Here is a 12,997-nt window from a genome sequence, read left to right on the forward strand (position 1 = left end):
CGCCGTGAAGCAAACGGACGTCGAACGGCTCCCCGCATTTACCAGCTCGCGTCGAGCCCGAGATGCCGCAGCGCGTCGTGGCGCAATTCGGCGAGGCGCGGGTCGCCGCGATGGCGCGGGTAGGGCAGGTCGACGTGCAGTTCGGCGACGATCCGTGCCGGGCGCGGCCCGAATACGATCACGCGCTGCGCGAGGAACAACGCTTCCTCGACATCGTGCGTGACGAGCAGCGCCGAGAACCCGTCGCGTTGCCACAGCGCGGTCAGTTCGGCCTGCATCGTGAGGCGGGTCAGCGAATCGAGCTTGCCGAGCGGCTCGTCGAGGATCAGCAGGCGCGGATCGTTGACGAGCGCGCGGGCGAGCGCGACACGCTGCGCCATCCCGCCGGACAACTGATGCGGGAACACGTTCGCGAAGTCCTGCAGCCCGACGCGCGCGAGCGCATCGTCGACGCGATGCTGCGCGGTTCGCGCGACGCCGCGCGCTTCGAGGCCGAGCGCGACGTTCGCGCGCACGCGCCGCCACGGGTACAGCGTCGGGTCCTGGAACACGACGATGCGCGACGGATCGGGTCGTTCGATCGGCACGCCGTCCTGCGCGATTGCGCCTTGCCGCGCGGCATCGAGCCCCGCGACGAGGCGCAGCAGCGTCGATTTCCCGCAGCCGCTCGGGCCGAGCAGCGCGACGAATTCGCCGGCCGCGACCGACAGCGTGACGTCGTCGAGCACCGGCAGCGCACCGCCGGGGCCGTCGAACGCATGGCTCACTCGGCGGATGTCGATGCGCGCACCGCGCGGCGGCGTGAGGGCGGAAGAAGCGGCGGGTGCCGCGGCAACGGACGGTTCGAGTACGGCGGCGCTTACCATTTGACGGTTCCTTTCTGCCACGCGAGCGCACGGTCGCGCACCGCGAACAGCAGCGCGATCAAGCCGGAAAACAGCAGCGCCATCACGATCAGCGCCGCATACATGTTCACGTACGACGCCCAGCCCTGCGCCCAGCTCAGGTACCAGCCGAGCCCCGACTTGACGCCCATCATCTCGGCGACCACCAGCACGGTGAACGACGCGCTCAACCCCATGAAGATGCCGACGAACACGTGCGGCAGCGCGGCCGGAATCGCGACGCGCAGCACGAGGAAGCGCGCGTTCGCGCCGAGCGTGCGCGCGACGTCGTAGTACTGCTTGTTGACGCTCGCGACGCCCGACCACGTGAGCACCGCGACCGGGAAACCGGTGGCGAGCGCGATCAGGAACGCGGCGGCCGAATAGCTCGACGGGAAGAAGTAGAAGGTGAGCGGCAGCAGCGCGGTGGCCGGCACGGGGCCGAGCACGCGCAGCACCGGATGCACCCAGTAGCCGATCCGGCGCGACCAGCCGATCGACACGCCTACCGCGAAGCCGACCGCCACGCCGTATGCAAACCCGAGCGCGAGCAGCTTCAGGGTATTGCCGGCGCTGCCCAGCAGGCGCGGCCAGTCGTCGACGTAGACCTCGATCAGCGCCTGCGGCGGCGCGAAGAACGGCGTCGGCAGCCAGCCGGTTTTCGCGGTGACGATTTCCCACGCGGCGAGCACGAGCGGCAGCGCGACGAGCCACGGGCCGGCCGGGCGCACGCGTGCGAGCCGCGTGCGCGTCGCGGGGACGAGGTGGCCGAGTGTCGCGGCGGCGAGCAGCAGCGCCGCGATCGTCCACGCGGCCGTGCCGAACGTGTCGGTGTACGCCCAGTCGCTGAAGCCGACGATGCGGTTCGGCCACAGGTGCGTGAGCGCGCCGAGCGCGGCCCAGGCGAGCGCGGCCGCGATCCCGGTCGGCCAGTTGCGCGCGCGGCGCGCTTCGGCGGCCAGCGTGGCTTCGCACGCCGTGCAGGCGACAGGCGCGGGCGCGGCGGGTTTGCCGCCGGCAGGCGCCGAGGCGGTGCGGGCCGTGGAAGCGTGTTCGATCGTCGACATCGCGTTACCCCAGTACGTTGGCGTAGACCTGCTGCGCGAAACGCTGCGGGTCCGTGCTCTTCTTCAGCACGCTGATGCGGCGGAAATCGTCCGCATAGAACGCGATTTCCTGCTGCAGATCGACGTTGGTCGGGTGATGCGTGTAGGTGAGCGTCGCGTACAGCTTGCGCAGGTCCTCGGGGCTGATCTTCGGCGAATACTTCGCGAACACCTTCGCGGCTTCGTTCGGGTTGTCGTGCGTGTATTCGGTGGCCTGCACGATCGAGCGCGCGAGTGCGGCGGCGGCCGGCCGGTCGTTGCGGACGAGATCGCCGCGCGCGCCGATCACGCAGCACACCTTGCGCGCGTATTCGCCGGACAGGTTCGTCGCGAGTTCCGTGTACGCGCCGTTGCTGCGTTTTTCGAGCAGATAGAGATTCGGGTCGCCGTCGGCGATCGCGTGGATCTCGCCCTTGTCGACCGCGACGCCGAGCAGGTCGGCCGGATACTGCCGCCACGTGATGTCGCGCTCGGGATCGATCCCGTTCTTCGCGAGCAGGATCGAGAAGAAGTGTTTGCCGGGCGCGGCCAGATCGCTGACGCCGACCGTCTTGCCCTTCAGCGCCTGCAGCGTCGTGACGCCGGCCGCCTTCGCGCCGAGCAGCCGCACGCAGCCGCCGTGCGAGCTGCCGATGATCTTCACGTCGAAGCCGGCTTCGAGGGGCTTCAGCCAGCGGTGGATCATCCCGACCGCCGCATCGGCCTTGCCGGTCGCGATCGATTCGAGCAGCTGGTCGGTCGATCCGCTGTAATTGATCAGCTCGACCTTCAGGCCGTTTTTCTCGAAGAAGCCGCGCTCCTGCGCGACGACGATCGGTGTCAGGCAGAACGCGTTCTGGTTCCACGCGAAAGTGAGCTTCTTCAGCGGCGGCGCGGACCATGCCTTGCGGCCGAGCGTGATCGCCGGCACGGCGAGCGCGGCGGCGCCGGCCGCGCGCAGCAGCCGGCGGCGAGTGTCGTCGTGCGCGGGGGCGGGTGCGGTGGTTCGGGTCATGTGGTCTGGTCTCCGGTCATGCGGAAAGGCGCTCAGTCGAGCAGGTCGGGTTCGTCGGCGACGACGCGCGCGAACAGGCTGTCGAACGCATGCAGCGCGCCGTCGGGGCCGCCGATCTGGCCGTGCGTGTGGCGCGCCGTGGCGTGATCGATCGGCTGCGGCGTGCCGGCCGCTTCGGCCAGCAACTGCGTGTGCGCGGCGTTGTCGAGCGCGATGTACCACCACGCGGCGGCCTCGACCGTCGGGCCGGCCGTCAGGATCCCGTGGTTCTTCAGGATCACGCCCTTGTGCGTGGTGCCGTCCGGTTTCGCGAGCGCATCGGCGATCCGCGCGCCCTCGCTCGTGTCGACGACCATCCCCGTGAAGTCGTCGAACAGCGCGTGGTCTTCGTAGAACACGCAGGCGTCCTGCGTGAGCGGATCGAGCGGGCGGCCGAGCGTCGACCACGCCTTGCCGTAGGTCGAATGCGTGTGCGCGGCGGCGACGACGTGCGGATGGGCTTCGTGGATCGCCGCATGGATCGCGAACGCGGCCTTGTTCAGCGGCCGCGTGCCGATCGCGGTTTCGCCGCGCGCGTTCACGAGCAGCAGGTCGGACACCTTGATCTGCGAGAAATGCACGCCGAGCGGATTCACCCAGAAATGGTCGGGCAGCTCCGGATCGCGTGCGGTGATGTGGCCGGCGAGACCCGACGCGAAACCGAAGCGCGCGAACAGGCGGAACGCGGCCGCGAGCCGCTCCTGACGGTGGCGGCGTTCGGCGGCGATGTCGATGCGCGGCGCGGGTGCGTCGAACCAGAAATGCTGGCGCGGTGCTTCAGCGAGTTCGAGGCCCGATGCGGTGCGGACGGGCGAGGAAAGGACGGCGGACATGATGAGGTATCGCTCCGTTGGGCTCAGGCAGCGTGGCGCGCCGCATCGCGTGCGGCGACGGCGCCGCGCACGCGCGGGATCAGTTCGCGGCCGTAGTCGATCGCGTCTTCCAGCGGGTCGAAGCCGCGGATCAGGAACGTCGTCACGCCGAGGTCGTAGTAATCGAGCAGCGCGTCGGCGACCTGTTCGGGCGTACCGACGAGCGCCGTCGAGTTCGATCGCGCGCCGGTGAGCTTCGCGATCTCGGTCCACAGCCGCTTGTCGACGCGCGAGCCGCGATCGGCGGCGGCGAGCAGGCGGCGCGCGCCTTCGCTTTGCTGCGGGCCGCCGGCACCGAGGCCGGCCGCTTCGCGCAGCCGGCGCGTTTCGTCGAGGATGCGATGCGCGCGCGCCCACGCTTCGTCTTCGGTCGCGGCGAGGATCGGGCGGAACGACACGGAGAAACGCACCTGCCGGCCGTGCTTCGCGGCTTCGGCGCGCACGCGGGTCGTCAGGTCGCGCACCTGATCGAGCGATTCACCCCACAGCGCGTAGACGTCCGCGTGCCTGCCGGCCACTTCGAGCGCGGCTTCCGACGCGCCGCCGAAGTAGATCGGCACATGCGGCTGCTGGAACGGCTTCACTTCCGAAAAGCCCTGCTTGAACCGGTAGTGCGCGCCGTCGTGATCGAACGGCTGCGCCTCGGTCCAGATCCGCCGCAGGATGCCGAGGTATTCGTCGGTGCGTGCATAACGCGCGTCGTGGTCGAGGAAATCGCCGTCGCGTTGTTGCTCGCTGTCCGAGCCGCCGGAGATGAAGTGCACGGCGAGCCGGCCGCGGCTGAACTGGTCGAGCGTCGCGATCTGCCGCGCGGCGAGCGTCGGCGCGGTGAAGCCCGGGCGATGCGCGAGCATGAAGTGGATGCGCTCGGTCGCGGCGGCCGCGAACCCGATCGTCAGCGTTGCCGACGGGCCGGTCGAGTGGTGCGGCACGAGGATCCGGTCGAAGCCGGCCGTTTCGTGGGCGCGCGCGAAGTCGCGCACGTAGTCGGGATCGACCACGGGGCCGGAGGCCGGGTGGATCTCCGACTGCTTCTGGCTCTGGATCATGCCGATGAATTCGACGCTCATCTGGGTCTCCGGTGCAGGGATGTCCCGGCGCACGGCCGGGCAGGAATGGAGCGCAGGTTAACGCCGCGATCATGCGAAATGGAAATAATCAATCCCGATTTGAATATCAGATTTGCATGGTTTGGGCCCGTGTGCGCTGCGCATACGCTGTGGGCTCACGAACGATCGGGCGCGCGGGCGCCAGCGAATCCGGCGCTGCGCGTTCCGGATCGCCGGCGTTGCGAGACGCCACGCGGCGATCGATTGCCGCGCCTGCCGTCTTTCCGTCGCGCTTGCCGCCTGTCCGTATTACCCAGGGAATCCGTTTCGATGTCCGCCAGCCTTGCCGCTTCCTCGCCGTCACCGCAGCCAGCGCTGCGCCTCCTGCCTGCCGACGATGCCGACCGCGCGAACGACGCGCGCGTCGCCGCGCTGCTCGACCGTCTCGCGCCCGAACTCGCGGCGGATGCGGCCCGCAATGACGTCGACGGCCGTTTTCCGCACGAGAACTTCGCACGCCTGCATCGTGCGGGGTTGATTGCGCAGGTCGTGCCGCGCGAACATGGCGGCGGCGGTGCGACGCTCGCTCGGGCGAGCCGGATCGTGGCCGCCGTCGCGCGGGCCGATCCGGCAACGGCGCTGGTGCTGACGATGACCTACCTGCAGCATCGCGCGCTCGGCCGCGCCGACAACCGCTGGCCGGCCCAGGTGCGGCGCGCGGTGTTCGACAGCGCCGTCGCGCACGGCGCGCTGATCAACGCGTTGCGCGTCGAGCCGGCGCTCGGCTCGCCGTCACGCGGCGGCTTGCCGGCGACCATTGCACGGCGCGACGGTGACGGCTGGAAGCTGTCCGGCCACAAGCTGTACAGCACCGGCATCCCGGCGCTGCGCTGGCTGGCCGTGTGGGCGCGCACCGATGAACCGGAGCCGCGCGTCGGCGTGTTCCTCGTGCCGCGCGACCGCGATGCCGATGGCGACCGCATCCGCGTGATCGAAAGCTGGAACCACCTCGGTTTGCGTGCGTCGGGCAGTCACGAAGTCGTGTTCGACGATGTGCGGCTGCCGGCCGATCACGCGGTCGACGTGCGCGCACCCGAGGCATGGGCCGTGTCGGCCGCAACCCATGCGGATGCCGACGCGCAGGCCGACCAGCAGGCGTGGATGGTCGCGCTGCTCGGCAGCCTGTACGACGCGGTCGCGCGGGCGTCGCGAGACTGGCTGGTCGGATTCGCGACGACGCGTGCGCCGAGCGGGCTCGGTGCACCGCTCGCGACGTTGCCGCGCGTGCAGGAAGCGGTCGGCGAAATCGAGGGCTGGCTGCATGCGAACCGCGTGCTCCTCGACGATCACATCGTGCGCACCGACGCGGGCACCGCACCGCCGGTGACGACGAGCGGCCTCGTCAAGCGGACCGTGACCGAGCAGGCGATCCGCACGGTGGAGCAGGCGCTGAAGCTGTCGGGCAATCACGGGTTGAGTCGCGCCAATCCGCTCGAGCGCCACTATCGCGACGTGCTGTGCAGCCGCGTGCATACGCCGCAGGACGACGCGATCGCGGTGGCGGCGGGGCGGGCGGTGCTCGACGCGGCAAGCGCGAGCAGGATGAAGGCCGGGACTGAGGAAGCGTCACGCAGCGAGGTCGAACGCGGTCGACCCGATGCGTGAGCGCGGCCGGGTTGCCGCGCCGGGAAACCGGGCGGCGCGCTGCAGTTGCCGCCTGGTCCGGTCAGGCGGCCTTGCCGTGCGACTGTTCGGGCACTGCGAACGCCGTGCGCGCATGCGCGGCGACGGCCGCGAGCGGCGCATCTAGGCGCGCCGCATCGTGCCGGCGCAGCAGCCACAGGTCGATCTGCGGCTTGAAATCGGCGAGCGGCACGATGTCGAGCGCATCGCGCAGCGGGCTGCCTTCGACGAGCGGCAGCGGCATCAGCCCGATGCCGAAGCCGTTCGCGACGCTCTGCAGTTGCAGGTCGCGGCCGTAGGTGTCGAGCGTGACCGGCATCGGCAGGCCCTGCGCGTCGAGCGCACGCCGCAGGCCCGCGCGAAAGCCGCAGCCGTCGGGATTGAGCACCCAGCCGCGCGCGTGGCAGTCGGCGAGCCGGTAGCTGCGGCGCGGCCAGTCGCCCTTGCGGCCGACCGCGACGAGCCGCGTGGTCAGCAGCCGTTCGCCCTCGACCTGCGCCGGCAGCACCATTTCGCGTGCGAGAAACACGAGCGCCGCATCGAGTTCGCGGCGCGCGACACGCTCGACGAGCATGCCGCCCCAGGCCGTCGTGACCTGCGTCGCGAGTGCGGGCCATTGCGCGGCGAGTTCGGCGATCAGCGCGGGCAGCATCAGTTCGCCGAGCCCTTGCGTGAGCCCGATCCGGAATTCGCCGGCGGGCGGCTGCTCGCCGGCCGTCAGCTCGCGCAGCGCATCGACTTCGCGCAGGATCGCGCGACACTGCTCGAAGACCTGCCGGCCGATGTCGGTCGGGCGCGGCGGTTTCGTGTTGCGGTCGAGCAGGATCACGCCGAGCGCTTCCTCGAGATTCTGGACGCGCCGCGTGATCGCGGGCTGCGTCATCCCGAGCTCGGCCGCGGCCTGGCTCAGGGTCTGGCAGCGGACGACCGCTGCAAAAGCGTCGATATCGCTAATTTTCATGTTTGTTCTGCATGGTCTTTCGGGTGCATCATGACGATCCATCATATTCGGCATCATATTCGAGGAGACAGCCGATGAGTACGCTTTCGTTGCAGCAGACGCCGCTGCGTCCGTTCGTCGACGGCCTGGGCGCGCTGCTCGCATCCGGCGCGAACGAGGCGCGCATTCTCGACGAGGGCGGCGCGCTGCTCGCCGCGCTCGTCGAACACGACGACTGGTTGCCCGACGCGTTCGCGCAGCCCGATCCCGAGCGCTATCGGCAATACCTGCTGCATCTCGACCCGGACGAGCGGTTCTCGGTCGTCAGCTTCGTGTGGGGGCCCGGCCAGGCGACGCCGATCCACAACCACACGGTGTGGGGGCTGATCGGGATGCTGCGCGGCGGCGAGTTCTCGCAGCCGTACCGGTTCGACGCAGCGGGCAAGCCGGTGGCGGCGGGCGACGCCGTGCGGCTGGCGCCGGGCGAGGTCGAGGCCGTGTCGCCGCGCATCGGCGACGTCCATCGCGTGACCAACGCGTTTGCCGACCAGGTGTCGATCAGCATCCACGTGTACGGCGCGAACATCGGCAAGGTCGAACGCGCGGTGTTCCTGGACGACGGCACCGTGAAGCCTTTCGTGTCAGGCTATTCGAATGCCTGACGCAACGCCCGTCGGCGTAGCCCGTTGCGGGTGCGCGCCGGCAGGCTCAAGACCGATCCGTTTCGCTTTCTTCACCGACTTCAACGTATTCAACACAGAGACATCGTGACGCAATCCGCCGATTCCCTTTCCCGTTTTCCCGTCGCGTCGTACCAGGACGTACGCGCACGCCTGCTGGCCCGCGACGAGCTCGCGCTGATCGACGTACGCGAGGAAGATCCGTACGCGCAAGGCCATCCGCTGTGGGCCGCCAACTTTCCGCTGTCGAAGCTCGAACTCGACGCGTGGACGCGTATTCCGCGCCGCGACACGCCGATCGTCGTGTTCGGCGAAGCGCTCGGCGAGGATCTCGCGCCGCGCGCGGCCGAGAAGCTCGCGCAGCTCGGCTATACCGACGTGCGGTTGCTCGACGGCGGTCTCGCCGGCTGGCAGGCCGCGGGCGGCGAACTGTTCATCGACGTGAACGTGCCGAGCAAGTCGTTCGGCGAATGGGTCGAGGCCGAGCGCCATACGCCGTCGCTGTCCGCGCAGGAGGTGCAGGCGCTGATCGATGCGAAGGCCGATGTCGTGATCGTCGACGCGCGCCGGTTCGACGAATACCAGACGATGAACATCCCGACCTCGACGAGCGTGCCGGGCGCGGAACTCGTGCTGCGCGTGCGCGCGCTCGCGCCGAATCCGCAAACGCAGGTGGTCGTCAACTGCGCGGGCCGCACGCGCAGCATCATCGGCACGCAGTCGCTCGTCAACGCGGGGCTGCCGAATCCGGTCGCGGCACTGCGCAACGGCACGATCGGCTGGACGCTCGCGGGTCAGGCGCTCGAGCGCGGCGCCGCACGCCGTTTTCCGGACGAGATCGACGCGGCGCAGCGCGCGGACGCGCGTCAGGCCGCGCGCGCGGTGGCCGAACGCGCCGGCGTGCCGCGTATCGCGCTGGCCGACGTCGCCGCGCTCGACGAACCGGGCCGCACGCTGTACCGCTTCGACGTGCGTACGCCGGAGGAATACGAAGCCGGCCACCTGCCGGGTTTCCTGAGCACGCCGGGCGGCCAGCTCGTGCAGGAAACCGATCATCACGCGGCCGTGCGCGGCGCACGGATCGTGCTCGCCGACGACGACGGCGTGCGCGCGGACATGACCGCCTCATGGCTCGCGCAGATGGGCTGGGACGTGCGCGTCGTGGCGCCGGCCGGCGAGGCTGCGTCCGGCGAGCGCGGCCAGCCGCCGCGCGACGTGCCGGTGCCGCCGCCCGCGACCGACGTGTCGCCCGCGACGCTCGCGGGCTGGCTGAAGGAGGCTGCGCCCGGCGAACTCGCGATCGTCGACGTGACGGCCAGCGCGAATTACGTGAAGCGCCATATTCCGGGCGCGTGGTTCGCCGTGCGCGCGCAGTTGCGCGATGCGCTCGCGGCGATTCCGCCCGCGAAGCGTTATGTGTTCACGTGCGGATCGAGCCTGCTGGCGCGGTTTGCGGCGGACGATGCGCGTGCGCTGCTGCCGGCGTCGGCCAGCCTCTCGGTCCTGACCGGCGGCACGGCCGCGTGGATCGACGCCGGGCTGCCGCTCGAAAGCGGCGAGACGCATCTCGCGTCCGCGCGTGTCGACCGCTACCGGCGCCCGTACGAAGGCACCGACAACGCGGCGGCCGCGATGCAGGCGTATCTCGACTGGGAATACGGGCTGGTCGATCAGCTGAAGCGGGACGGTACGCACCACTTCAACGTGATCTGACCGAGTCGTTGCAACCGGGCGCGACGCGCGCGTCGTGCGCGGCGCCCGGTTCGCGCATGTCAGCGCTTGAACGTATCGACGGCCGTGCGGCCGACGGCCGGATCGTCGGTGAAGAAGCCGTCGATGCCCGCGCGCAGGTAGGCCTGGATCTCGCGCACCGAGCCGGCCGTGTTGCGCGTGGCCGGCGTGCCGCCGTCCTTCAGCGACGCGGGCAGGAAATTGTTCTCCGGGCGGAACGTGTACGGATGCACGACGAGGCCGGCCTCGTGCGCATAGCGCACGTACGGCGTCGGCTGCTGCAGCGTGCCGTCCGCGGCGACCGCGATGATCGACGTCTTGTACGGGCCGACGCCGTTCGCATAGGTCGCGATCTCGCGCATGCCGTCGCGCGTCGACAGGTCGCCGTAGGTGCGCTTGTCGTTCGCCTTCACGAAGTCGTACGGGCGCTGGCCGGCTTCGTCCATCAGCTGCACGAGCTTCCAGTTCGGCTGGCTCGACTTGATCCGGTTGCGGATCGACTTCAGGTTCGCGACCTCGAACGACTGGATGTAGACGGTCGCCGTGCGCGACGTGTACGTATCCTTCAGCAGCGCATCGACGAGGCGATCCTCGAGCGGCAGGTTGATCGACTGGAAGTAGGTCGGATGCTTGGTTTCCGGGTACAGGTGGATCGTGCGGCCGGTCTGCGCGGACATCTGCTTCGCGAGCGCGACGATCTCGTCGAACGTCGGGATCTCGAACTGGTCGTTGTACGCGGTGTTCGCGGGGCGAATCTGCGGAATGCGCTCGCGAGCCCGCAGCGTCTTCAGCTCGGCCAGCGTGAAATCCTCGGTGAACCAGCCGGTCAGCTGCGCGCCGTCGATCGTCTTGGTCGCCTTGCGGCTCGCGAATTGCGGCAGCACGGACACGTTCGTCGTGCCCGAGATCTCGTTCTCGTGGCGCGCGACCAGCACGCCATCGCTCGTCGACACGAGGTCGGGCTCGATCACGTCCGCGCCGTCCTCGATCGCCTTGCGGTACGACGCCAGCGTGTGTTCGGGGCGCAGCGCGCTCGCGCCGCGATGGCCGACCACCTGGACCTTCGCGGAAATCGGCTGCGTGGGATCGGACGCCACGTCGTCGCCGCCGCACGCGGCGAGCAGAAACGCGGCGGCACAGGCGAGAGGGACGAAGCGCGGGGAGGTCGGGCGCTTGAAGAGCATGTCGATGAACCTTCGAAACGGGAGTCGGAAAAGGGCGGTCGCTCCGGCGGCGTGGCTGTCGTGCCGTGCCGAGGGAATCGAACGGTGCGCGATCGTCGCATCGAATAATTACATATGTATTACTTCGACCTTTCCGTTGCCATTTTTCAGGGCACGATGCCCGTGGCTGGCCCCTTGACGATGGCCGGGCGGGTGCGGCAATCCGGCCGCCGCAGGCAGGCCGCACGCCGGATGCACTAAACTTGCGGGAATTTTGCATCGCTGCGCCGGGGCCGACGCCCGTCCGGCGCGACGATGCGGCGACTCGCGGGCCGGCGCGGGCGTCCGGCGCCCGTGTGCGACCGGGGCCCGCGCCGGCCGATTTTTCCCGACCCATGACGACTCGAACCGATTCCGCCTTCCTGCTCGGCGACCTGCTGAAGAACGTTTCCCGCTCCTTCTACCTGACGCTGCGCGTGCTGCCCGACGGCATGCGCGACCCGGTCGGCCTTGCGTACCTGCTCGCGCGCGCGGCCGACACGATCGCCGACACCGCGCTCGTCGCGCCCGATCGCCGCGCGGCGCTGCTGACCGACTTGCGCGACGAGATCGAGCGGCTCGGCGACGGCGTGGCGCTGTCGCGTTCGCTCGAGGACGTGACGCGGATGCAGACCGATTCGCACGAGCATGTGCTGCTCGGCTCGATGGCGCCGATGCTCGCGCTGCTGCGCGCACAGCCGGACGCCGATCGCGCGTCGATCCGCAAGGTCGTCGCGACGCTCACGTCGGGGATGGAATTCGACTTGCGCACGTTCCCCGACGAGCAGTCGGGGCAGGTCGCGTCGCTGCCGACGCGCGACGAACTCGACCGCTACACGTACCTCGTCGCCGGCTGCGTCGGCGAATTCTGGACCGACATGACCGGCGCGCACACACGCGCCGCGCGCGGCTGGGATCTGCCGGACATGCGCGAGAAGGGCATCCGTTTCGGCAAGGCGCTGCAGATGACCAACATCCTGCGCGACTGCGCGAAGGATCTGCGCATCGGCCGCTGCTATCTGCCGGACGAGGTACTGGGCGCGCATGGGCTGGCCATGGCCGATCTGATGCAACCCGGTGCGTCGGCGCGTGCGCGCGGCGTGCTGGTCGACCTGTTGCGCGTGACGCTCGACCAGTATCGCGACGCGTGCCTGTATACGCTCGCGATCCCGCGCCGCTTCGTGCGGCTGCGGCTCGCGTGCCTGTGGCCGATCATGATCGGCCTCGAAACGCTCGAACTGCTGGCCGGCCACGATGCGTGGCTCGATCCGGCGAAGCCGGCCAAGGTGCCGAGAAAGCGCATCTACCGGATCATGGCGTCGTCGCTCGCGCTGGTCGGTTCGAACGCGGCGATCCGCGCGCGCATGGCCGCGCTCGCCGATGCAGTGAGCGTGCGGCTCGCCGGCCCGGCATCACGCTGACTATCGCCGGCGCGCCGCGCCGGCATCCCCCTCGGCCCGCATTTGCCGGGCCGCCCCTGTCCGATTTCCCCCACACGAACTGAAACGTTTTCATGATTTCGTTTCACGAAACATGGGTGTCATGAATGTCAGCGATCCTGCGCGGCGGCGTGAATCGCGGTGTCAGCTGCGATCGCGCATTTGTAAGATGATTTTTGCCGAAGGCGTCTGACGACATTGGACGGTCGCGTTGCACCCGTAAAAATGTAAAGCTAGGGTTTTCACCGGGAAATGCCGGAAAGGCCCGCCGCACAAGCGTTTCAAGGTGTTATGTAACCGTTTGGTGAACCCGTGCGTTGCGTCGATCATACGATGACCGACTGCACGTATTGGGAAACAATTGGTAATCCGTCAGAA

General features: G+C 69.4%; 11 protein-coding genes. 4 read left to right on the plus strand and 7 right to left on the minus strand.

Annotated elements, in window-relative coordinates; translation table 11 throughout:
* Positions 1–38: 38 nt before the first annotated feature.
* From HWX87_RS01090 to HWX87_RS01110, 5 genes are read right to left on the minus strand one after another with little or no spacing between them, the layout of a single operon-like run.
* Positions 39–866 (minus strand): ABC transporter ATP-binding protein, encoded by an 828-nt coding sequence (locus HWX87_RS01090; protein WP_176045252.1) that lies wholly within the window; start codon positions 864–866, stop codon positions 39–41.
* Positions 860–1,951, minus strand: a complete 1,092-nt coding sequence (locus tag HWX87_RS01095; protein WP_176045253.1) for an ABC transporter permease — start codon at positions 1,949–1,951, stop codon at positions 860–862. Before HWX87_RS01095 ends, HWX87_RS01090 begins: the two co-directional genes overlap by 7 nt.
* Positions 1,952–1,955: 4 nt before the next feature.
* Positions 1,956–2,984, minus strand: a complete 1,029-nt coding sequence (locus HWX87_RS01100) for an ABC transporter substrate-binding protein (RefSeq protein ID WP_176045254.1) — start codon at positions 2,982–2,984, stop codon at positions 1,956–1,958.
* 32 nt (positions 2,985–3,016) lie between these two features.
* Positions 3,017–3,856: a class II aldolase/adducin family protein gene (locus HWX87_RS01105; protein WP_176045255.1), complete on the minus strand. Its 840-nt coding sequence runs from the start codon at positions 3,854–3,856 to the stop codon at positions 3,017–3,019.
* A gap of 23 nt (positions 3,857–3,879) precedes the next feature.
* Positions 3,880–4,965 (minus strand): LLM class flavin-dependent oxidoreductase, encoded by a 1,086-nt coding sequence (locus tag HWX87_RS01110; RefSeq protein WP_176045256.1) that lies wholly within the window; start codon positions 4,963–4,965, stop codon positions 3,880–3,882.
* 309 nt (positions 4,966–5,274) lie between these two features.
* Here HWX87_RS01110 and HWX87_RS01115 point away from each other — a divergent pair, with 309 nt between their 5' ends.
* Positions 5,275–6,609 (plus strand): acyl-CoA dehydrogenase family protein, encoded by a 1,335-nt coding sequence (locus tag HWX87_RS01115; RefSeq protein ID WP_176045257.1) that lies wholly within the window; start codon positions 5,275–5,277, stop codon positions 6,607–6,609.
* Between the two features lie 61 nt (positions 6,610–6,670).
* Here the strand turns inward: HWX87_RS01115 and HWX87_RS01120 are convergent, their stop codons facing one another.
* Complete coding sequence (locus tag HWX87_RS01120) at positions 6,671–7,645, minus strand: LysR family transcriptional regulator (protein ID WP_176045258.1); 975 nt, start codon at positions 7,643–7,645, stop codon at positions 6,671–6,673.
* 17 nt (positions 7,646–7,662) lie between these two features.
* Between HWX87_RS01120 and HWX87_RS01125 the strand changes: the two genes are divergently transcribed.
* Both HWX87_RS01125 and HWX87_RS01130 read left to right on the plus strand, forming a co-directional pair.
* Complete coding sequence (locus tag HWX87_RS01125; protein ID WP_176045259.1) at positions 7,663–8,229, plus strand: cysteine dioxygenase; 567 nt, start codon at positions 7,663–7,665, stop codon at positions 8,227–8,229.
* A gap of 105 nt (positions 8,230–8,334) precedes the next feature.
* On the plus strand, positions 8,335–9,960 hold the full coding sequence (locus HWX87_RS01130) for a rhodanese-related sulfurtransferase (protein WP_176045260.1): 1,626 nt from the start codon (positions 8,335–8,337) through the stop codon (positions 9,958–9,960).
* Between the two features lie 59 nt (positions 9,961–10,019).
* Here the strand turns inward: HWX87_RS01130 and HWX87_RS01135 are convergent, their stop codons facing one another.
* Complete coding sequence (locus HWX87_RS01135) at positions 10,020–11,162, minus strand: glycerophosphodiester phosphodiesterase (protein WP_176045261.1); 1,143 nt, start codon at positions 11,160–11,162, stop codon at positions 10,020–10,022.
* A gap of 374 nt (positions 11,163–11,536) precedes the next feature.
* On the opposite strand from HWX87_RS01135, the gene HWX87_RS01140 reads away from it, so the two are divergent.
* Positions 11,537–12,601 carry a phytoene/squalene synthase family protein gene (locus HWX87_RS01140; RefSeq protein WP_176045262.1) on the plus strand — a complete coding sequence of 355 codons (1,065 nt, stop codon included), beginning with the start codon at positions 11,537–11,539 and terminating at the stop codon, positions 12,599–12,601.
* Positions 12,602–12,997: the final 396 nt, after the last annotated feature.

Source organism: Burkholderia sp. BCC1644 (genome assembly GCF_902833225.1).
Taxonomy (GTDB): domain Bacteria; phylum Pseudomonadota; class Gammaproteobacteria; order Burkholderiales; family Burkholderiaceae; genus Burkholderia.

Excerpts from the sequence above, each read along its gene's own strand:
- HWX87_RS01115 (WP_176045257.1), top strand. The coding sequence starts at position 5,275 with ATGTCCGCCAGCCTTGCCGCTTCCTCGCCGTCACCGCAGCCAGCGCTG.
- HWX87_RS01090 (WP_176045252.1), bottom strand. The coding sequence starts at position 866 with ATGGTAAGCGCCGCCGTACTCGAACCGTCCGTTGCCGCGGCACCCGCC.
- HWX87_RS01100 (WP_176045254.1), bottom strand. The coding sequence starts at position 2,984 with ATGACCCGAACCACCGCACCCGCCCCCGCGCACGACGACACTCGCCGC.
- HWX87_RS01140 (WP_176045262.1), top strand. The coding sequence starts at position 11,537 with ATGACGACTCGAACCGATTCCGCCTTCCTGCTCGGCGACCTGCTGAAG.
- HWX87_RS01125 (WP_176045259.1), top strand. The coding sequence starts at position 7,663 with ATGAGTACGCTTTCGTTGCAGCAGACGCCGCTGCGTCCGTTCGTCGAC.
- HWX87_RS01135 (WP_176045261.1), bottom strand. The coding sequence starts at position 11,162 with ATGCTCTTCAAGCGCCCGACCTCCCCGCGCTTCGTCCCTCTCGCCTGT.
- HWX87_RS01105 (WP_176045255.1), bottom strand. The coding sequence starts at position 3,856 with ATGTCCGCCGTCCTTTCCTCGCCCGTCCGCACCGCATCGGGCCTCGAA.
- HWX87_RS01110 (WP_176045256.1), bottom strand. The coding sequence starts at position 4,965 with ATGAGCGTCGAATTCATCGGCATGATCCAGAGCCAGAAGCAGTCGGAG.
- HWX87_RS01095 (WP_176045253.1), bottom strand. The coding sequence starts at position 1,951 with ATGTCGACGATCGAACACGCTTCCACGGCCCGCACCGCCTCGGCGCCT.
- HWX87_RS01120 (WP_176045258.1), bottom strand. The coding sequence starts at position 7,645 with ATGATGCCGAATATGATGGATCGTCATGATGCACCCGAAAGACCATGC.